Source organism: Bradyrhizobium sp. USDA 4353 (assembly GCF_054063215.1).
This window is the reverse complement of the sequence record NZ_JBSSGB010000001.1, coordinates 1,458,019-1,477,201: the sequence shown is the minus strand read 5'-3', so window position 1 is coordinate 1,477,201 and position 19,183 is coordinate 1,458,019. Positions and strand designations below refer to the sequence as shown.

Genomic DNA, 19,183 nt, shown 5'->3' with positions numbered 1-19,183 from the left:
GTGCAAAATCAGGATTTAAACGGACTGACGCAACACCGACGCCCGCAACCCGCTACCGTCACCGGACAGCCTTACATTGCACACACGATGCCATGCTCATGGCCGGCGCTCCAGCCTCGCCGCATAAAAACCGTCGAGGCCGCCGAGCCGCGGGTCCTGATGCGGCAGATGGCAGGGCAGCGTTCGCAGATCGCCCGCAGGCGTCACCAGCTCGGCCAGTCCCGCCACCTCGCCCGGCGTGATCGGAACGCGGCGAAGCTCGCTGCCTGCGGCCAAGACGCTGTCGACTAACTGCTCACCTTCCTCGGGCTCGAGCGAGCAGGTGCAGTAGACCAGGGTGCCGCCCGGCTTGAGCAGGCTGGCCGCCCGCGTCAGCAGCCGCGCCTGCAGGGCGGACAGCGCGGTGATGTCGGCCTCGCTGCGCAGCCAGCCCACATCCGGGTGGCGGCGGATCGTTCCTGTCGACGTGCACGGCGCATCCAGCAACAGGCCGTCGAAGCCGCCGGTTTCGGCGGGCTGCCATTCGGCAGCGTCGGCGACGACGGTCTCGGCTGTCAGCTGCAGCCGCGTCATGTTCTCCTTCAGCCGGTTCATCCGTGCGGGCGAACGGTCGACCGCGGTGACGCGGGCGCCTCCATGGGCGAGCTGCGCCGTCTTGCCGCCCGGCGCGGCGCAGAGGTCGGCTATGGTCTTGCCGGCGACGTCGCCGAGCAGGCGGGCGGGCAGCGCGGCAGCGGCATCCTGCACCCACCATTGTCCTTCGGCGAAGCCGGGCAGCACCGTCACCGAGCCGTGCAGCAAGGTGCGCACGGTGCCGGTCGGCAGCACCTCGCCATGCAGCCGCGACGCCCACTGCGCCGGATCCGACTTGACGGTGAGATCCAGCGACGGCTCCTGGCCGAGCGCGGCGGCAATGTCCTTGGCGGTGGCCTCGCCGTAATGATCGATCCAGCGCTTCAGCAGCCAGGGCGCGATGTCGAGCGGCTGCCCCTGGGCGTCGTCGAGCAGCGCCGTGCCCTCGCGCGCGCAGCGCCGCAGCACGGCGTTGACGAGGCCGGCGTATTTCGCCGCGCGCCGGTCGGCCTGCACCAGCCGCACCGACAGGTCGACGGCGGCGTGATCCGGCACGTCCATCCACAGGATCTGCGCGGCGCCGATCAAGAGCGCGCTCTGCGCCCGCGGCGCATCGGTCGGGATGCCGCGATCCAACAGCCGCGACAGCACGTTTCCGAGCGTGCCGAGCCGGCGCAGCGTCGTCGCGACGAGACGGCGCATCAAGGCGCGGTCGCGGTCGGCGAGATGCTTGAGGCCGGGATGCGCGCCGCTGCCGTCGAGCTGGTCGTCGAGCGTGCGATGCTTGTGCAGCACGCCGTCGATGACATCGGCAGCGATGCGCCGGGCGGCGAGGCCAGGAACTTCGGAAGGGGTCGCAAAACGCGGCGGAGGCATGCCTGGGAATTACTCGCGAAAGAAGAAAGGCAGTTCCGCGACGATCGGGTGCATGCCATCAGCTTGCGGGACCACTGCCACGGGAATATGCCAAATGTAAGAATCGGCTCTGCTTTTTTTAGACCTGTTTTGTCTGGCGTGGGCACACGATCTGATGAGGTCAGCAATGACCCGGTGTAACGGTGGAATGGTACAATGAGCGACGAGCCGAACAACGAGCTGAAAGGCAAGCCTGCATTGACGCTGGTGGCCAGCAACGAGGCTCCGCGCAAGCCGCTGAGCCCGGCGGCGCAACGCGCGCTGGCCGAAGCCGAGGAGCGCCGGCGTCTCGCCGCCGAGCAGGCGGAGACGCCGATGCCCAGGGAGTTGCAGGGGCCGAAGGGGCCGGAACCGACCCGCTACGGCGACTGGGAGCGGAAGGGCATCATCTCCGACTTCTGACGCGCGGGCCTCGCCCGCACGTCAGACATAATGATGCTCGCGCAGATGCCGGACGATCAGCTCGGCCGCCGCCTCTGCCGAGAGGACGGCTGCATCGATCGTGATGTCCGGGCTCTCCGGAGCTTGATAGGGCTGGTCGATCCCGGTGAAGCTCGACAGCTCGCCGGCGCGTGCGCGCTTGTAGAGGCCCTTGGGATCGCGCGCCTCGCAGGTGGCGAGCGCGGTTGCGACATGCACCTCGATGAACTCGCCGTCGGCGAATCGCTTGCGCGCCATCTCACGATCGGCGCGGAACGGCGAGATCAGCGACACCAGCGTGATCAGGCCGGCCTCGACGAACAGCGCGGCGATCTCGGTCACGCGCCGGATGTTCTCGACCCGCGCCTCCGGCGTGAAGCCGAGATCGCGGTTGATGCCATGCCTAAGATTGTCGCCGTCGAGCAGCGCGGTGTGGCGGCCGAGATCGCACAGCCGCCGGTCGACGAGATTGGCGATCGTCGACTTGCCGGCGCCGCTCAGTCCGGTGAGCCAGAGCACGCAGGGCTTCTGCTGCTTGAGGCGCGCGCGTACTGATTTGTCGACCGTCATCGGGTGCCAGGAGATATTGGCCGGCCGGCGCAGCGGCGCGTCGATCAGCCCCGCCGCCACCGTGTGCCGACTGAATGGATCAATCAGGATGAAGCTGCCGAGATCGCGGTTGTCGCGATAGGGATCGCAGACCAGTGGCCGGTCGAGCGCGATCTCGACGCAGCCGATCTCGTTGGCGTCCAACGTCGACCCGGCCTGATGCGCCATCGTGTCGATGTCGACGCGATGCTTCATCGCCGAGACCGCGGCGCCGATCGACGACGTTCCCGATTTGAGCAGATAGCGGCGGCCTTGCCGCATCGTCTCGTCATCGAACCAGATCAGATGCGCGGTGATGTGATCGGTCACCAGAGGCGGAGCGCCTGAGGTGAGCACATCGCCGCGGCTCGCATCGATCTCGTCCGCGAGCAGCAGCGTCACCGATTGACCGGAGACGGCCTGTTGCAGCCGGCCGTCGGCCGTAACGATGCCGGAGACGCGGCTGCGCCGCCCGGAGGGGTGCACGACCACGGGATCGCCGCAGCGGAGCGTGCCACTGGCGATACGGCCGCTGAAGCCGCGAAACTCGGCATTCGGCCGGTTGACCCATTGCACCGGAAAACGGAACGGTTGGCCTGAGATGCCGTCGGAGACGTCGACTTGCTCGAGATGCTCCATCACGCTCGGCCCATCGTACCAGGGCATGCGTGCGCTGCTATCGATGATGTTGTCGCCGTCGCACGCCACCACCGGAATGCATTGCACGTCGGCGATGCCGAGCTGTCCGGCCATGGTCCGGAAGGCGATCGCGATAGCGGTGAAGCGATCGGCGTCGAAATCGACCAGATCCATCTTGTTGACCGCGACGAGCACGTGACGCACGCCGAGCAGAGCGAGAATGTGGCTATGGCGGCGGGTCTGGCTCACCACGCCCTTGCGGGCGTCGATCAGCACCACCGCGAGATCCGCCTGCGAGGCGCCGGTCGCCATGTTGCGCGTATATTGCACGTGGCCTGGCGTATCGGCGACAACGAAGCGGCGGCGCGCAGTGGCGAAGAACCGGTAGGCGACGTCGATCGTGATGCCCTGTTCGCGCTCGGCCTGCAGGCCGTCGACGAGCAGCGCGAAATCGAGCGCCGGCCCGCTGGTGCCCGCCACCTTGCTGTCGGTGCTGAGCGCGTCGAGTTGGTCGTCCAGCAGCATCTTCGAATCATAGAGCAGCCGTCCGACCAGCGTGCTCTTGCCATCATCGACGCTGCCGCAGGTGACGAAGCGCAAGGTCGGCTTGTCCTGGGCATGAGGTCGCGCGGCGTCGTGCGCCCGCCCGATGCGCGCGGTGTGAGCGGCCATCAGAAATAGCCCTCCACCTTCTTGCGCTCCATCGAGGCCGTGCTGTCGCGATCGATCATTCGGCCTTGCCGCTCGGAGGTGCGGGAGGTCATCATCTCGCGCACGATCGCGTCGAGATCGGCGGCGGTGGACGGCACGGCGCCAGTCAGCGGATAGCAGCCGAGCGTGCGGAAGCGGACCGATCGCCATTCCGGCGTCTCGCCCGGCCGCAGCTTCATGCGATGATCATCGACCATGATCAGCGCGCCGTCGCGCTCGACCACCGGCCGCAAGTCTGCGAAATACAGCGGCACGATCGGGATGCTCTCGAGCCGGATGTAGTCCCAGACGTCGAGCTCGGTCCAGTTCGACAGCGGGAAGACGCGCATGCTTTCGCCGGGCGCGAGCAGGGTGTTGTAGAGCGTCCACAGCTCCGGGCGCTGGTTCTTCGGGTCCCAGCGATGGGTGATGCTGCGATGGGAGAACACGCGCTCCTTGGCGCGCGACTTCTCCTCGTCGCGCCGCGCGCCGCCGATCGCCGCGTCGAAGCCGTGCATGTCCAGCGCCTGCCGCAGCGCCTGGGTCTTCATGACGTCGGTATAGAGCGCGGAGCCGTGCACGAACGGATCGATGTGCTGGGCCAGTCCTTCCGGATTGACATGCACGAGAAGCTCCATGCCGAGCTCGCGCACGCGCCGGTCGCGGAACGCGATCATGTCGCGAAACTTCCAGGTCGTATCGATGTGCAGCAGCGGGAATGGCGGCTTGCCCGGATGAAACGCCTTCATCGCGAGGTGCAGCAGCACGGACGAATCCTTGCCGATCGAATACAGCATCACCGGCTTGCGAAATTCCGCCGCGACCTCGCGCAGGATCGCGATGCTCTCGGCCTCGAGCCGGCGCAGATGGCTGAGCACCGATGGCTGCGGCGCTGTCTCGGCCGGCTGGAGTGCGGGTGTGATGCTGGGCGCGTGATGAATGGTCCCATTCATGCCGCCACTCCTGCACGCTCGCCGAACAGACGCGCCGATGTCGCTGCATTCAGGCCGAGATCGCGGATGCAGGCCGCGATGGAGGCGCGATAGACATCATTGACGCCGCAGCGCTCCAGCAGCTCGAGCTGGGGCTGAGTCACGGCGCCCGTCGCGCGAGGCTGGTAGCGATAGGCGCTGTCGGAGGTGTGCAGATTGGGCACCTTGTAGATCGGGGCCTCGCTCGGAAAGATGACGCGCGCGTTGGTCGCATGCCCCTGTCCCGGCTGCTGCCAGCTCGTGACGGCGTTCTCCGCGAAGTTTCCCGACAGCCCGAGACGGTCGAACAGCACGCGCACCGATGCGATCGGCTCCTTGCTGACCTCGTACACATAATGAGTCACGGGCACGCCGTGCTGCCTCGCGTAGTCCGTCACGCGTGCCGCGCTCAGCGCGGCGATCACGTAATGCGCCAGCAGCGTGCTGTCCGATGCGCGCGAGATCAGCTTGTCTAGCCAGGATGCGAGCGCACTCGCGGGCTCGCGATCGAGCGCGATCAGGTGCAGCCGCTGGCTCGGATATCCCGCATCGATCAAGAGCTTCAACGGATTGAACAGGCTTTCCGCGATCACGTAGGGGCCGATCGTCTCCTTGCTGAACAGGTTCGGCTCGTCCGCCGAAGACGGAATGATCCAGGGCGTCAGCGGCCGGCCGACCATCGCATCGCGCAGCATGGCCTTCAGCGGCTGATAATAGGACGGCATCCCGGTCATGCCGAACAGATTGCTCAGCGCCGTCGAGCCGACGCGGGCCTTGCCGCAGGCGAAATAGAGCATCGGGAAGTCCTGCGCCGGACGCTCTCGGAACGTCGTGGCGAGACACTCCGTCACCTCGCGCATCAGCGTTTCCAAGGTGACGGTCCTGCTCTGGAATGCGCCGACCGGCGCCAGCGGCATGGTGTCGAGGGATGGGTGCTCGGTGCGGATCAGAGTGGCCATCTCTGCAATGGAATCAGCCGACGTCACGTCGAGAAGCATGTGCCTGCCCCTGTCTGAGTTTCGAAATTGGTTTGAGAATGTGCTTCGGGATGCAATGAGTGCGGGGGCGCGGCCGCGGAGCGCGACCGCGCCGGTCGATCAGGCCGCGCGGACCGTGTCGAGGAACCGCTCGACCTCGACTTTGAGGTTGCTGCTCTGGAGCGTCAGCGAGCGCGCGGAGTCGAGCACCTGGCCGGAGGCCGTTCCGGTGGCGCTGGCGCCGCGGTTCACCTCCGTGATCCGCTCCGCCACCTCGGCCGTGCCCTTGGCGGCTTCGCCGACGTTACGGGCGATCTCGCGCGTCGCTGCGCCTTGTTGCTCGACCGTGGCGGCGATCGTGGCCGCGATGTCGGAGATCTGCGTGATGGTTGCGCCGATTTCCTTGATCGCCGCGACGGATTCCTGTGTCGCCGCCTGCATTCCTGCGATCTGCGTGCCGATGTCCTCGGTCGCCTTCGCCGTCTGCGCCGCGAGCGCCTTGACCTCGCTTGCGACCACGGCGAATCCGCGCCCGGATTCGCCGGCACGCGCGGCCTCGATGGTCGCATTCAGCGCCAGCAGGTTGGTCTGCTCGGCAATCGCGGTGATCAGCTTGACGACATCGCCGATGCGGCCGGCGGCGGATTGCAGCTCGTTGATGCGGCCGTCGGTGCGCTCGGCCTGCTTGACCGCCTCATTGGCGATGCGGCTGGAATCGTGCACCTGGCGGCTGATCTCGGTGACCGAGGCACTCATCTCCTCCGTCGCGGAGGCGACCGCGCCGACATTGGTCGAGGCTTCCTCCGAGGCGGCGGCCACCATGCTGGACAACGCCTGCGTCTGGTTGGCCGTGCCCGACAGCGTGCCGGCCGCGCCCTCGAGCTGATGCGCCGCCGAGGACACGGTGGTGACGATGCCGCCGACGGCCGCCTGGAAGGCGTCCGCGAGCTTCATCATCTCAGCCTTGCGCTGCTGCGCCGCGATCTTGTCCCGGTTCTTCTGGTCCTGCTCCATCTGCTCGATGCGGATCAGATTCTCCTTGAAGGTGCGGGCCGCGCGGGCATTGTCGCCGACCTCGTCGCCGCGCTGCGTGTAGGGAATCTCGACCGCCTTGTTGCCGCCCGCGAGCTCGAGCAGCACGTCGCCGACGCGCCGGATCGGGCGGGCGATGGTCAGCGAGGAGAACACGGCTGAGCCGATCAGGATCAGCACCACCAGCGCGCCGACCAGGATGGCCACATTGCCGACGCGCTCCATCTCGCCGGACAATTGGCTCTGCCGCAGCGACAGCATGTCGGTGGCGATCTTGGCGCCCTCGCCGAGACGCTTGCGGATCTCTTCATCCGTGGTGGCGACCTTCTCTTCGAAGAGACGCCTGCTGGCCTCGTCGGCCTTGAAGCAGTCGACGGCCGCCGTCTTGAAAGAGGTCGCGACCGTCAGGAGTTCGTCGATGCCGGCCTGCAGCTCCTTTTCGCCTGCAAGCGAGCGGGCCTTCTGCAGGTCGGCCACCAGCTTGTTCGAGTCGGCGATCACGATGTCGCGCTGCGCGGCTTCGCCGGTCGAAGCAAACCGCCAACTGGCGGCGCGGGCAGAAGCCAGCGCGGCGTCGGCGGCGCGCAGCTCCGCTTCTATGCTGAGATGATTCGGCGAAGCGGCGAGACCCGGTAGAGACAAGAACTTCGGAAAACCGCGCTGCCAAGCATCCGACGCCTGGCCGCGCGCCGCGGCCTTGGTGAGCACGTCGGCGCGCGCCGCGGTGAAGTCCGCGCCGGCGGCGGCAGCCTTGTCGATCAGCTGACGTATCTCGGCATATAATTGCTGAGCGACGGCGCGGGTCGCGCGTTGTCTTGCGGCGTCGACCTCGGCACCCGCTGCAGCGAGATTCGCCTGCAATGCCCGCAGGCTGGCCTGTAGCCGGTCCGGCGTCGTCGCGCGGGCGATCTCCTGCTGATTGAGCTGCGCGCGCAGCAGCGCCGCGTCGGCGCCCTGCGCATTGGACTTGTTGGCCATGTTGATGACGGCCAGACGCGTCAGCTCGGCGATCGACTGGTTGCCGACGATCTGGTTCGCCAGCATGCCCGCCACCAGAACCACGCCGATTCCGGCTGTAATGCCGAGCTTTGTTCCGATCTTGAAATTGAACCCAAACATTCCCCACCCACCCCAGAGTTGTATGGGGGTAGTAGGCTCAACCAAGATTAACGAAGATATAAATACCTCAATCCGTACAACTACAGGTAAAAAGTTCCACGCTGGAACCGTGGAGAGGGAACCCTATTCTACGGGTGATTTTCCCTGCGTACGCCGGGCGTTCGTCAGCGCGTCACCACCACCGTGGTGCCGATCGACACCCGCTCATAGAGGTCGGTGATATCCGTATTGAGCATGCGGATGCAGCCATAGGAGACGAAGCCGCCGACCGAGCCCGGCACATTGGTGCCGTGGATCGCGTATTCGCCGCCCGCCAATGTCATCGCTGCGACGCCCATCGGGTTCTGCGGCGAGCCGCCGGGAATGACGTCGGGAATGTTCGGCTTGTCGCGCTTGACGTCGGCCGGCGGCGCCCAGGCCGGATATTTGTACTTGCCGTCGATCTTGGTGGTGCCGGCCCATTGCCGCCCGGCCTTGCCGACGCCGACCGTGTAGCGCATGGCGTGGGTGCCATCGAGCACGAGATAGAGCTTCCGCTCTCCGGTCTTCACGACGATCGTGCCGGGCGAATAATCGCCGGCGATGTCGACCAGCTCGGGGCGCGCGGACGCCGTCCTGCTCGCCATCACCAGCGCGCCGAGCACCGACGCAGCCACCATCGCGGCCTTCGCGGCCAGCCCAACCGCTCCCATCCGCATCGTCATCCCCTCAGCCCGGTCCGCAGTCGCGCTCCCCCAGCCGGGAGCGCTCGGATGGCTTGAGGAGATGAAAACTTCGTCCGCAAGTAAATGACCGAAAAACAACAGTCGATGGCAAACCTTTTATCGGCGACTGCTGGCCGCCCTCTCAGGCTCGAGCTCGTGTGCCCAGTCCCGCGGACCTCAGCCTCATTTGAGGCCAGTGATCGCCGAGAGCGCCCGCACAGCCGACGTGCCCTTGTGGTCCCGGATATAGTCTGCCGTCGCTTCGCGGACGTAGTCGTGCTGGCGCGCATTCGCGCCGGTGGCCCACAACGCGGCGGCGGCCACGACCATCCGGCCGCGCTGGGCCGGGTCATAGCGCTGCTTGAGCTGGTCGTAGATGTCCTTCGGGCCGCCGACCATCGCCACGGTGATTCGCGCGGTGTCGAGCGCAATCAGCTCGGACTGATCGGTGATCGACGCAAAGAAGTCGAGGATCATACGGACGTAGCGTCCATCTCCCTCGACGAAGGAGGCGCCCCACAGCAGGTCGAGGTCGGTCGGCGTCCTGATGGTGATGTCCTCGAGCCGGGCAGGCGCGCGGCTGAACTGATCTTCCAATGTGGAGTCCAGGCCATTGGCGCCAAACCGGTCGCGATACTTGCCGGCTTCAGCAGCATGGCCCGAGAGCCTGAGCGCGGCGAGGAACGCCGAGGCCGCCTTGCTGTCGTCTGCCGGCGGCACCAGCCGCTCGATCCAGTCCGGATGCAGCGCGAACGACCGCGCCAGCAGGCCGGCGACCGGAGGGTAGTGGGTCCAATCGCGACCTTCGGACTTCAACGTCGCGAAGACATTGACGAGGCCTTCGAGGCGCGGATCCTTGTAGAAGAACGCGGTCGAGGCCTTCAGCTCCGGCGATTGCGGCATCAGTTGCGCCGCCGAGGGGCGAAGTCCAGCCGCCAAAACCAAGAGAACGCAGCCCATCCGGGCCGCGTTCTCCAATCGTTTCCGAAGGGGTGACGCAGGCATAAGCTAGGCCTGCTTCTCCTTGCGGTTCTGGCGGTGCTGCACGAGGTCGTCGACGACAGCGGGATCGGCCAGCGTCGAGGTATCGCCCAGCGCGCCCGGCTCGTCCTCGGCGATCTTGCGCAGGATGCGGCGCATGATCTTGCCGGAGCGGGTCTTGGGCAGGCCCGGCGCGAACTGGATCTGGTCGGGCGAGGCGATCGGGCCGATCTCCTTGCGCACCCAGGCGACGAGCTCCTTGCGCAGCTCCTCGCTCGGCGTCTCCCCGGCCATCAGGGTGACATAGGCGTAGATGCCCTGGCCCTTGATGTCGTGGGGATAGCCGACCACGGCGGCCTCCGAGACTTTGGCATGGGCGACCAGCGCGCTTTCCACCTCGGCGGTGCCCATGCGGTGGCCGGAGACGTTGATGACGTCGTCGACGCGGCCGGTGATCCAATAATAGCCGTCGGCGTCGCGGCGGCAGCCGTCGCCGGTGAAGTACTTGCCCTTGTAGGTCGAGAAGTAGGTCATCTCGAACCGGGCGTGGTCGCCATAGACCGTGCGCATCTGGCCGGGCCAGGACCGGGTGAGGCAGAGATTGCCTTCGGTGGCACCCTCCAGCGGGTGGCCGTCGGCGTCGACGATCTCCGGCACCACGCCGAAGAACGGCCGCGTCGCCGAGCCCGGCTTCAGCTTGGTCGCGCCCGGCAGCGGCGTGATCAGGATGCCGCCGGTCTCGGTCTGCCACCAGGTGTCGACGATCGGGCAGCGGCCGTCGCCGACGACGCGGTGATACCACTCCCACGCCTCCGGATTGATCGGCTCGCCGACCGAGCCGAGCAGGCGGAGCGACGCGCGCGAGGTCTTCGTCACCGGGCCATCGCCGCCCTGCATCAGCGCGCGGATCGCGGTCGGCGCGGTGTAGAAGATGTTGACCTTGTGCTTGTCAATGACGTTCCAGAACCGCGAATTGTCCGGGTAGTTCGGCACGCCTTCGAACATCAAGGTGACGGCGCCGTTCGCCAGCGGCCCATACAGGATGTAGCTGTGGCCGGTGACCCAGCCGACATCGGCGGTGCACCAGTAGACGTCACCCTCGTGGTAGTCGAACACATATTGGTGCGTCATCGCGGCGTAGACGAGATAGCCGCCGGTGGTGTGCAGCACGCCCTTGGGCTGGCCGGTCGAGCCCGAGGTGTAGAGGATGAACAGCGGATCCTCGGCGTTCATGTGCTCGACCGGGCACTCGGTCGTCACCATCTCCGCGGCCTCGTGGTACCAGAGGTCGCGCGTCGGGTTCATCTCGATCTTGCCGCCGGTGCGCTTGACCACGACGACCCAGTCGACATTGTCGACCTTGTTCAGCGCCGCGTCGACATTGGCCTTCAGCGGCACCTTGCGGCCGCCGCGCAGGCCCTCATCGGCGGTGATGACGACCTTGGAGTCGCAATCCTTGATGCGCTGGGCGAGCGAATCCGGCGAGAAGCCGGCGAACACCACCGAGTGGATGGCGCCAATGCGGGCGCAGGCCAGCATCGCATAGGCCGCCTCCGGGATCATCGGCAGGTAGATGGTGACGCGGTCGCCCTTCTTGACGTTGCGGTTGCGCAGGATGTTGGCCATCTTGCACACTTCGTCATGCAGCTGACGATAGGTGATGTGCTTGGAGTCCGCGGGATCGTCGCCTTCCCAGATGATCGCGGTCTGGTCGCCGCGGGTGGCGAGGTGGCGGTCGATGCAGTTGTAGGCCGCATTGAGGACGCCGTCCTCGAACCATTTGATGGAGATGTTGCCGGGGGCGTAGGAGACGTTCTCGATTTTCGTGGGGGCATGGATCCAGTCGATCCGCTTGGCCTGCTCGGCCCAGAAGCCGTTCGGGTCCTTGATCGAGCGCGCGTACATCTCCTGGTACTTGGCGTCGTCGACGAAGGCACGTTTCGCCCACTCGGCCGGAACGTCGTAGATCTTCTCGGACATTTCACACCCTCCACCATGCGGCCTGCGGATGAACCCCGTCACAGGCCGTCGTTGTTTCCACTATGCGTCCGCGTAACCGGCGGCGACAAGGCAAGACAAGTAGAACCTTCGGCGGGGAGGCGGTCTGCGCAGGATCAAAGATTTGTGCGCGGAGGTTGCGTTTGCCGACGTCTCCGACTCCGGCGATCCGGTCGATATCGTCAAGGTTACCCCGACAGAGGCTCGTTTGCGGTAATGAATGACCGTTTTGCCTGAATTTAGGGACTCGCCATCCGCGCTCTGACGCCCTAAATCGCGTGGAAGCTGTGGATAACCGGGCCGGAACCAAAATGCGGCCCGGGGCATTGAGCGGATGAACACGACGGCAGGGCGTCTAAAGCAATGATGGACCAGCAGAATTTCGAGGGCTCCCGGGTCGGCGCGGCCGATGCCGAGGTCGCGCTCGCAAAGGCGCTGGGCCAGTGGCCGCCGAAGCCGGCGCGCCGCAAGCTGACCCTGAAGGATCTCGCCCACGCCAAGACCGCCAATGCGCAGGCCAATGCCAAGACCACGGTCGAGGAACTGGCCAAGCGCATCGGGCTGAAGCTCGGCGACCAGAGCGAGCTGACGATCCGCCGCATCAAGCGCGGCAAGAGCTACACCTTCATCCGCGCCAACGGCACCCAGATCCGCCATGCCGGCACCATCCGCCGGCTGCATGCGATGGCGGTGCCGCCGGCCTATCGCGAGGTGCGCTACGCGCCCGATCCCAACCTGCATCTCCAGGCCGTCGGCATCGATGCCGCCGGGCGGCTGCAATACCGCTATCACACCGATTGGGAGAAGGTGCGCGAGCATCGCAAGGCGCATCGCCTGGCGAAGCTGGTCGGCGCGCTGCCGCGCATCCGCCGTGCGGTGTCGAAGCATCTGGCTGGCGAGGAGCCGACGCGCGAGTTTGCGCTGGCTGCCGTGATCGAGCTGATCGCGCGCACTGCGATACGCCCTGGCAGCGAGTCCTATGCGCGCCTCAACGGCACCCGCGGCGCCGCGACGCTGTTGAAGTCGAACGTTCTGCTGGAGGACGACAGCCTGGTGCTGACCTTCAAGGCCAAGGGCGGCAAGGCGGTGCGCAAGGAATGCGACGCCGCCAAGCTGGTGCGCGCCGTCGGCATCCTGCGCGGCCTTCCGGGACGGCGCATGTTCCAATATCGCGACGCGCAGGGCGTGGTGCGCGCCGTCTCGACCACGCAGGTGAACGCGTTCCTGCGCGAGATCGCCGGGATCAAGATCTCGGCCAAGGATTTCCGCACGCTGATGGCCTCCGCCGTCGCGCTGGAGACGCTGTCGCGGATCACGCCGGCGGCGAGCGCGCGCGGGCGCAAGAAGCAGATCCTGGAAGCGATCCGCGCCGCTGCGGACGAGCTCACCAACACGCCGGCGATCTGCCGCAAGAGCTATGTGCACGACACCATCGTCACCGCGTTCGAGGACGGCATCCTCGAACGCTTCGCCGCCACCATGAAGGGCCAGCGCTCGCAGACCAAGCGCGAGCAGCTCCTGGCGCAGGTGGTGACGGCCGTCTCCGCCTGAGACACATCAAGCCTGACAACGCGGGCCGATCTTGGCCGAGGCGAGGAAGCGCGCGATCGGATCGAGCTGCTTGCAGGGCACCGCCGCGCTCTTTGCAGGCAGAGCCTCGCGCTTGCCCGGCCGCTGCACGGTCCTCTTGTCCGCCGCTTTGGCCCTGCGGGCAACCGACGCGTTACGTCCCTGCGCGCGCACGGCCTTGGAGACCAGCGGCAGGCTCACGTTCTCGTTGCGATCGACCGGCTGCACCGCGAAGCTGACATCGCTTTCGTTCAAGGTATCGACGCCGGGGATCGGCTCGCGGGTCAGCGACGACGTCGTCTCGCCGCTGAGGTCGCCGGGCGTCACCGCGGCGAGCACCATCTTGGTTGCGAGCAAGCAGCAGATTATCACGAGGCAGAACCCCGCAATCCAGATCGTTCTGTTCACTGTTGGAAACCCCCGCCGATCGCGCCGGACAGTGCAGGACATCCCCTTCCCGCAGCCGGCGCCGTGGCGACCAATCAACCTTAAGAAAGTCTTACTCGCAATGTCTTCGGCAGGTTCGGCCGGGCTCGCATGGCATCGTAGTTAATGACCGAGCGCGACGAGCAGTCCATCGGCCATTGGCCGACCTCGCGCTGGTAGCTCCTTAAGCTCTGCGACATTGCGGCGCGCGACATCTCGACCAATGAGTCCGCGAGACGATCTCAACCGCCATTGGTTTCACGGATCACGTTAAATTATGCCGCGAAACTCGCCTCCCGAAGCGCGCGTAGCTCGGCCCGACACGACGCAAGAGCACATCGCTCACATCAGCATCGGTGTCGCAGTCGAACTCATCACGCGGCCCTGCCGCAGTCCTCTTCAGGAGCTACCCATGTCCAAGCGCATTGCCTTCCTTGCTGCCGCCGCCTTCAGCGCGCTGTCGCTGACCTCGATCGCCGTCGCGCCCGCGCGCGCCGAGGAGAAGACCGTGATGGTCGGAGGCGCGGCGATGTATCCGTCGAAGAACATCGTGCAGAACGCCGTCAACTCGAAGGATCACACCACGCTGGTCGCCGCGGTGAAGGCCGCCGGCCTCGTGCAGACGCTGGAAGGCAAGGGTCCGTTCACGGTGTTCGCGCCGACCAACGCCGCCTTCGGCAAGCTGCCGGCCGGCACCGTCGACACGCTGGTCAAGCCGGAGAACAAGGCGACCCTGACCAAGATCCTCACCTATCACGTCGTGCCCGGCAAGCTCGAGGCCGCCGACCTGAAGGATGGCCAGACGCTGAAGACCGTCGAGGGCGAGCAGCTCACCGTCAAGCGCGAGGGCAAGAACGTCATGATCGTCGACGCCAAGGGCGGCACCTCTGTCGTCACGATCCCGAACGTCAACCAGTCCAACGGCGTCATCCACGTGGTCGACACCGTGCTGATGCCGGCGTCGTAAGACCGCACCGGAGCACCGGTCGCATCCGTTTCCTCCTCCTCCTCGCGGATGTGACCACGAGCGAGCCGGGCCCACCCCGGCTCGCTTTTTTGTGAGAGCCCTGCTTCCGAAAGCATCGATTTGCCGGTTTGAGCCCGTAACGGGCGGCCAGGCTTTGGCGTATATCTGCCTGGAACCACCCCGAACCACCGAGTCCGCCATGTCCAGCATCGCCGCCACCGATACGACGATCAGCACTGAGAAAGCCAAGGTGATCCAGCCGGCCTGGGTCCGGGTCATGCATTGGATCAACGCCGTGGCGATGATCCTGATGATCATGTCCGGCTGGCAGATCTACAACGCCTCGCCGCTGTTCGATTTCCGCTTTGACCGCAGCATCACCTTGGGCGGCTGGCTCGGCGGCGCGCTGCTGTGGCACTTCGCCGCGATGTGGCTCCTGATTCTCAACGGCCTCGCCTACCTCGTCACCGGCCTCGCCACCGGCCGCTTCCGCCGCAAGCTGCTGCCGATCTCGCCGGGCGCCGTGTTCGCTGACATCAAGGCCGCGCTGACCTTCAAGCTCTCGCATGCCGATCTCACGGTGTACAACGCGGTGCAGAAGCTGCTCTATCTCGGCATCATCCTGGTCGGCATCGTCGTGGTGCTCTCGGGCCTGTCGATCTGGAAGCCGGTGCAGCTGCACTGGCTGGTCATGCTGTTCGGCGACTATCCGGCGGCGCGCTACGTTCATTTCGTCTGCATGGCGTTGATCTGCGCCTTCCTGGTCATCCACATCCTGCTCGCGCTCCTGGTGCCGAAGAGCCTGCGCGCGATGATCATCGGTCGCTAACGAGGAGAGATCATCATGGCCAAGCGTCCGTTCCTCATTCCCGGCGTCGACAAGCGGCTCCTGATCAAGGATTCGATCAAGGCGATGCCCGATCTCACCCGCCGACGCTTCTTGACCGGCGGCGCCAGCTTGGGCGCGCTGACCTTGCTGACCGGCTGCGACGTCGTCGACGGCGACACCGCCGAGGAGCTGCTCAAGAAGGTCTCCAAGTTCAACGACGCCGTGCAGTCCTGGATCTTCAATCCCGACGCGCTGGCGCCGACCTTCCCGGAAAGCGCAATTACAAAACCGTTCCCGTTCAATGCGTACTACACGCTCGACGAGGCGCCGGAGATCGACGCCGCCGACTGGAAGCTCGAGGTGCGCGGCCTCGTCGACAACAAGAAGTCGTGGACGCTGGACGAGCTGCATGCGCTGCCGCAGGTCAAGCAGATCACGCGCCACATCTGCGTCGAAGGCTGGAGCGCGATCGGCTCCTGGACCGGCACTCCCTTACGCGATTTCCTCAAGCTGATCGGCGCCGACACCCGCGCCAAATATGTCTGGTTCAATTGCGCGGATGCGCAAGGCTATAACTCGCCGCTGGACATGCGCACCGCGCTGCATCCGCAGACCCAGATGACGTTCAAGTTCGCCGACCAGATCCTGCCGCGCGCCTACGGCTACCCGATGAAGATCCGTGTTCCGACCAAGCTCGGCTTCAAGAACCCCAAATACGTGGTCGCGATGGAAGTCACCAACGACTACAAGGGCGGCTATTGGGAGGACCAGGGTTATAATTCGTTCAGCGGGAGTTGATTGCTTCTGGCGAATTGAATCGCGATCGCCGCCACACTCTCCGCCGTCGTCCCGGCCTTGAGCCGGGACCCAGACCCACAGGGAGTGGTTCGAGGCAGGCTGGTCATTGGCATTTTGCCCATCACGTCCGCCGCGGCGTATGGGTCCCGGCGTTCGCCGGGATGACACCGGTTGTTAGGCGCGGTCCGTGGGCCTCCGCTCGCTTTGCACCGAGCGCGTGGTCCGTAGGGTGGGCAAAGCAGCCGCCCGCAGGTCGGTCGCGTGCCCACCACCCAGCGCCGCGCAAGAACGGTGGGCACGGCGCGAGCATCTCGCAACAATCCGCCTGCGTGCCTTGCGCCTTTGCCCACCCTACGTTTTTCGCGTGAGCTTGCCCTGCATGGCCGCCATCGCCGCGCCGAGCAGCAGCAGCGCGGCCGAGACGTTCAGCGCGTAGGTCAAGCTCCCCATTGCGTCGGTGATCGCGCCGACGGCAAACGGGCCGAGCGTCTGGCCGATGCCGAACGAGATCGTCAGCGCCGCGATCGCGCGGGGCCACGCGGCTTGCGGCAGGTTGAAGCGCACGAAGGCGGTCGTCGCGGTGGTCACCGTCGAGAACGCAAGGCCGAACACCGCGGCCGACAAGGTCAGCATGACCGGCGAATGGCCCAGGGAGGGCAGGGCGGCGCCGACGGCATTCACGGTGAGAATGAGCGCCGTCGGCCAGCCGCCGCGATCGAGCGCGAGCACGCGGCGCCACACCCAGGGCGTGGTGAAACCGGCCAGCCCGATCAGGCACCAGAAGCCGGATTGCGCCGCCGCGCCGCCGCCGAGATCGCGGACATAGGCGATCATGAAGGTGAGATAGGCGATGTAGCCGGCGCCGTAGAGGAAGTAGCCGAACAGATAGATCGCCATCGGTCGCAGCGACACGCGGTCCGCGCGGTTCTCCGGCATGGCCGCGTTGGATGGCAGGCGCATCAGCAGCAGCGGCACGATCATCACCACGCCGACGCCCGCGAGCACAGCCCACACGATCCACCATGAGCCCGGCCCGAACGCCTGCAGCACGAACGGCGCGATCAGGCCTGATATGACGATGCCGAGCGGAGGCCCGGCGTAGAACAGGCTGAGCACGAAGCTCGCCTGCGCCGGCCGCGCCAAGGCGACCCGTGCCGCCAGCGCGCCCCCGACGACGAGGGCCACGCCCGCGCCGATTCCGGTCACCAGCCGCGCCAGGCTGAGCATGACGAAGTCGCCCGTCATGGCGCACACTACGAGCGAGGCGAGTGCCGCCAGCGTGCCGCCGCGCACCGCGGCCAGCCCGCCGAATCGGCGCGCCGTCTGCGAGGCGATCAGCGCGCCGATCAGGTAGCCGGCGGCATTGACCGTGTTCATGAAGCCGGCCGCCGAATACGACCAGTGCAGCGTCTCCCGCATGTCCGGCAGCACCAGCGCATAGGCGAACCGGCCGATGCCGAGACCGATGATCGGCCCGAGCGACAGCGTCAGATTGGTCAACGCCGGATGGACCGGCGTCGGGTCGGAACGGGAGATTGGCAAGACATGCTCCGGCGCGGCGATCGGCCGGCAAATCATGCTGCACGGCGGCTGATATCGAGCACATTATCGCTCGTCTCCCCGCACCAGAAGAGGTGGCCCGGCAATGGTGGCTTGCCAAGGGCGCAGGAGCGCTTTAGCACTCCGCCGATTTCGACAGGCGCATTGCCGCCCGCCCTCGCCCCGATCGGCGGCAGGCCGGCAATCCCAGACCGATGCTCGGGCTTGCTCCGGGCATGAAAGCCCCGCGAGGACAACGACCATGGCGACCCAAAAACTCCTTTTGCTGCCCGGCGACGGCATCGGCCCCGAAGTCATGGCCGAGGTGAAGCGGCTGATCGGCTGGCTCAACAGCAAGGGGCTCGCCTCGTTCGAGACCGAAGAGGGCCTGGTCGGCGGCTCCGCCTACGACGCGCACGGCGCCTCGATCTCCGAAGCCGACATGGACAAGGCCAAGGCGGCCGACGCCATCATCTTCGGCGCCGTCGGCGGTCCGAAATGGGACGGCGTGCCCTACGAGGTCCGCCCCGAGGCCGGCCTCTTGCGCCTGCGCAAGGATCTCGGCCTGTTCGCCAACCTGCGTCCCGCCGTGTGCTATCCGGCGCTCGCCGATGCCTCCAGCCTGAAGCGCGAGATCGTCGAGGGCCTCGACATCATGATCGTGCGCGAGCTCACCGGCGGCGTGTATTTCGGCGAGCCCAAGACCATCACCGATCTCGGCAACGGCCAGAAGCGCGCCGTCGATACCCAGGTCTACGACACCTATGAGATCGAGCGCATCGCCCGCGTCGCCTTCGACCTCGCGCGCAAGCGCAAGAACAAGGTGACGTCGATGGAGAAGCGCAACGTCATGAAGTCGGGCGTGCTCTGGAACGAGGTCGTCACCTCCGTTCACGCGCGCGAGTACAAGGACGTCACGCTCGAGCACCAGCTCGCCGATTCCGGCGGCATGAACCTCGTGAAATATCCGAAGATGTTCGACGTCATCGTCACCGACAATCTGTTCGGCGACATGCTCTCCGACATCGCCGCGATGCTGACCGGCTCGCTCGGCATGCTGCCGTCGGCCTCGCTCGGCGAGGTCGACGCCAAGACCCACAAGCGCCGCGCGCTGTACGAGCCGGTGCATGGCTCGGCCCCCGACATCGCCGGCAAGGGCCTCGCCAACCCGATCGCGATGCTGACCTCGTTCGGCATGGCGCTGCGCTACTCCTTCGACATGGGCGCGCTGGCCGACAAGCTCGATGCCGCCATCGCCGCCGTGCTGGCCTCAGGCCTGCGCACCGCCGACATCAAGGCCGAGGGCTCGACGCCGGCTTCGACCACGCAGATGGGCGAGGCGATCATCAAGGAGCTGGAGAAGCTCACGGCGTAGTTGGAGCGGCTGCCGATTGGGGCCGAGCTCTCCGCCACGCAAACGCTGCGCCCCCCTCCCCCTTGCGGGGAGG

Annotated in this window: 16 protein-coding genes; 6 read left to right on the top strand and 10 right to left on the bottom strand. The window is 66.3% G+C overall.

The genetic code is table 11. From position 1 onward, the window contains the following. Window positions 1-96: 96 nt before the first annotated feature. On the bottom strand, window positions 97-1,449 hold the full coding sequence (locus ACVILH_RS06565; protein WP_456712173.1) for an RsmB/NOP family class I SAM-dependent RNA methyltransferase: 1,353 nt from the start codon (window positions 1,447-1,449) through the stop codon (window positions 97-99). 246 nt (window positions 1,450-1,695) lie between these two features. On the opposite strand from ACVILH_RS06565, the gene ACVILH_RS06560 reads away from it, so the two are divergent. After that, window positions 1,696-1,890, top strand: a complete 195-nt coding sequence (locus tag ACVILH_RS06560; RefSeq protein ID WP_456716888.1) for a DUF1674 domain-containing protein — start codon at window positions 1,696-1,698, stop codon at window positions 1,888-1,890. A gap of 21 nt (window positions 1,891-1,911) precedes the next feature. Here ACVILH_RS06560 and cysN read toward each other — a convergent pair whose 3' ends face one another. The 7 genes from cysN to acs all read right to left on the bottom strand — a co-directional run bounded on the left by cysN (window position 1,912) and on the right by acs (window position 11,589). After that, on the bottom strand, window positions 1,912-3,807 hold the full coding sequence (gene cysN / locus ACVILH_RS06555; RefSeq protein WP_456712172.1) for a sulfate adenylyltransferase subunit CysN: 1,896 nt from the start codon (window positions 3,805-3,807) through the stop codon (window positions 1,912-1,914). Further along, the gene (gene cysD, locus ACVILH_RS06550) at window positions 3,807-4,778 is read right to left on the bottom strand and encodes a sulfate adenylyltransferase subunit CysD (RefSeq protein WP_456712171.1); all 972 of its coding nucleotides are present in this window, start codon (window positions 4,776-4,778) and stop codon (window positions 3,807-3,809) included. Before cysD ends, cysN begins: the two co-directional genes overlap by 1 nt. After that, entirely contained in the window at window positions 4,775-5,794 is a 1,020-nt protein-coding gene (locus tag ACVILH_RS06545) for a sulfotransferase family protein (RefSeq protein WP_456712170.1), read from the bottom strand. Before ACVILH_RS06545 ends, cysD begins: the two co-directional genes overlap by 4 nt. 99 nt (window positions 5,795-5,893) lie before the next feature. After that, a complete protein-coding gene (locus ACVILH_RS06540; RefSeq protein WP_456712169.1) occupies window positions 5,894-7,924 on the bottom strand; it encodes a methyl-accepting chemotaxis protein in 2,031 nt (676 codons plus the stop codon). Window positions 7,925-8,088: 164 nt separating this feature from the next. Continuing rightward, window positions 8,089-8,622, bottom strand: coding sequence for a L,D-transpeptidase (locus tag ACVILH_RS06535; RefSeq protein ID WP_456712168.1), 534 nt, complete (start codon window positions 8,620-8,622; stop codon window positions 8,089-8,091). A gap of 189 nt (window positions 8,623-8,811) precedes the next feature. Continuing rightward, entirely contained in the window at window positions 8,812-9,531 is a 720-nt protein-coding gene (locus ACVILH_RS06530; protein WP_456712167.1) for a hypothetical protein, read from the bottom strand. Window positions 9,532-9,636: 105 nt separating this feature from the next. Beyond that, window positions 9,637-11,589 (bottom strand): acetate--CoA ligase, encoded by a 1,953-nt coding sequence (gene acs, locus ACVILH_RS06525; protein ID WP_456712166.1) that lies wholly within the window; start codon window positions 11,587-11,589, stop codon window positions 9,637-9,639. Window positions 11,590-11,970: 381 nt separating this feature from the next. Between acs and ACVILH_RS06520 the strand changes: the two genes are divergently transcribed. Beyond that, window positions 11,971-13,158: a DNA topoisomerase IB gene (locus ACVILH_RS06520; protein ID WP_456712165.1), complete on the top strand. Its 1,188-nt coding sequence runs from the start codon at window positions 11,971-11,973 to the stop codon at window positions 13,156-13,158. Window positions 13,159-13,164: 6 nt separating this feature from the next. Here the strand turns inward: ACVILH_RS06520 and ACVILH_RS06515 are convergent, their stop codons facing one another. After that, the gene (locus ACVILH_RS06515) at window positions 13,165-13,533 is read right to left on the bottom strand and encodes a hypothetical protein (RefSeq protein WP_456712164.1); all 369 of its coding nucleotides are present in this window, start codon (window positions 13,531-13,533) and stop codon (window positions 13,165-13,167) included. 481 nt (window positions 13,534-14,014) lie between these two features. Here ACVILH_RS06515 and ACVILH_RS06510 point away from each other — a divergent pair, with 481 nt between their 5' ends. The 3 genes from ACVILH_RS06510 to ACVILH_RS06500 all read left to right on the top strand — a co-directional run bounded on the left by ACVILH_RS06510 (window position 14,015) and on the right by ACVILH_RS06500 (window position 16,196). Beyond that, on the top strand, window positions 14,015-14,569 hold the full coding sequence (locus tag ACVILH_RS06510) for a fasciclin domain-containing protein (protein ID WP_456712163.1): 555 nt from the start codon (window positions 14,015-14,017) through the stop codon (window positions 14,567-14,569). A 199-nt stretch (window positions 14,570-14,768) separates the two neighbouring features. Next, window positions 14,769-15,398 carry a cytochrome b/b6 domain-containing protein gene (locus ACVILH_RS06505; protein ID WP_456712162.1) on the top strand — a complete coding sequence of 210 codons (630 nt, stop codon included), beginning with the start codon at window positions 14,769-14,771 and terminating at the stop codon, window positions 15,396-15,398. A gap of 15 nt (window positions 15,399-15,413) precedes the next feature. Beyond that, complete coding sequence (locus ACVILH_RS06500; RefSeq protein ID WP_456712161.1) at window positions 15,414-16,196, top strand: molybdopterin-dependent oxidoreductase; 783 nt, start codon at window positions 15,414-15,416, stop codon at window positions 16,194-16,196. A 351-nt stretch (window positions 16,197-16,547) separates the two neighbouring features. On the opposite strand, the gene ACVILH_RS06495 is transcribed toward ACVILH_RS06500, so the two are convergent. After that, window positions 16,548-17,738 carry a YbfB/YjiJ family MFS transporter gene (locus tag ACVILH_RS06495; RefSeq protein ID WP_456712160.1) on the bottom strand — a complete coding sequence of 397 codons (1,191 nt, stop codon included), beginning with the start codon at window positions 17,736-17,738 and terminating at the stop codon, window positions 16,548-16,550. Window positions 17,739-17,997: 259 nt separating this feature from the next. Between ACVILH_RS06495 and leuB the strand changes: the two genes are divergently transcribed. Then, window positions 17,998-19,110, top strand: a complete 1,113-nt coding sequence (gene leuB / locus ACVILH_RS06490; RefSeq protein WP_456712159.1) for a 3-isopropylmalate dehydrogenase — start codon at window positions 17,998-18,000, stop codon at window positions 19,108-19,110. Window positions 19,111-19,183: the final 73 nt, after the last annotated feature.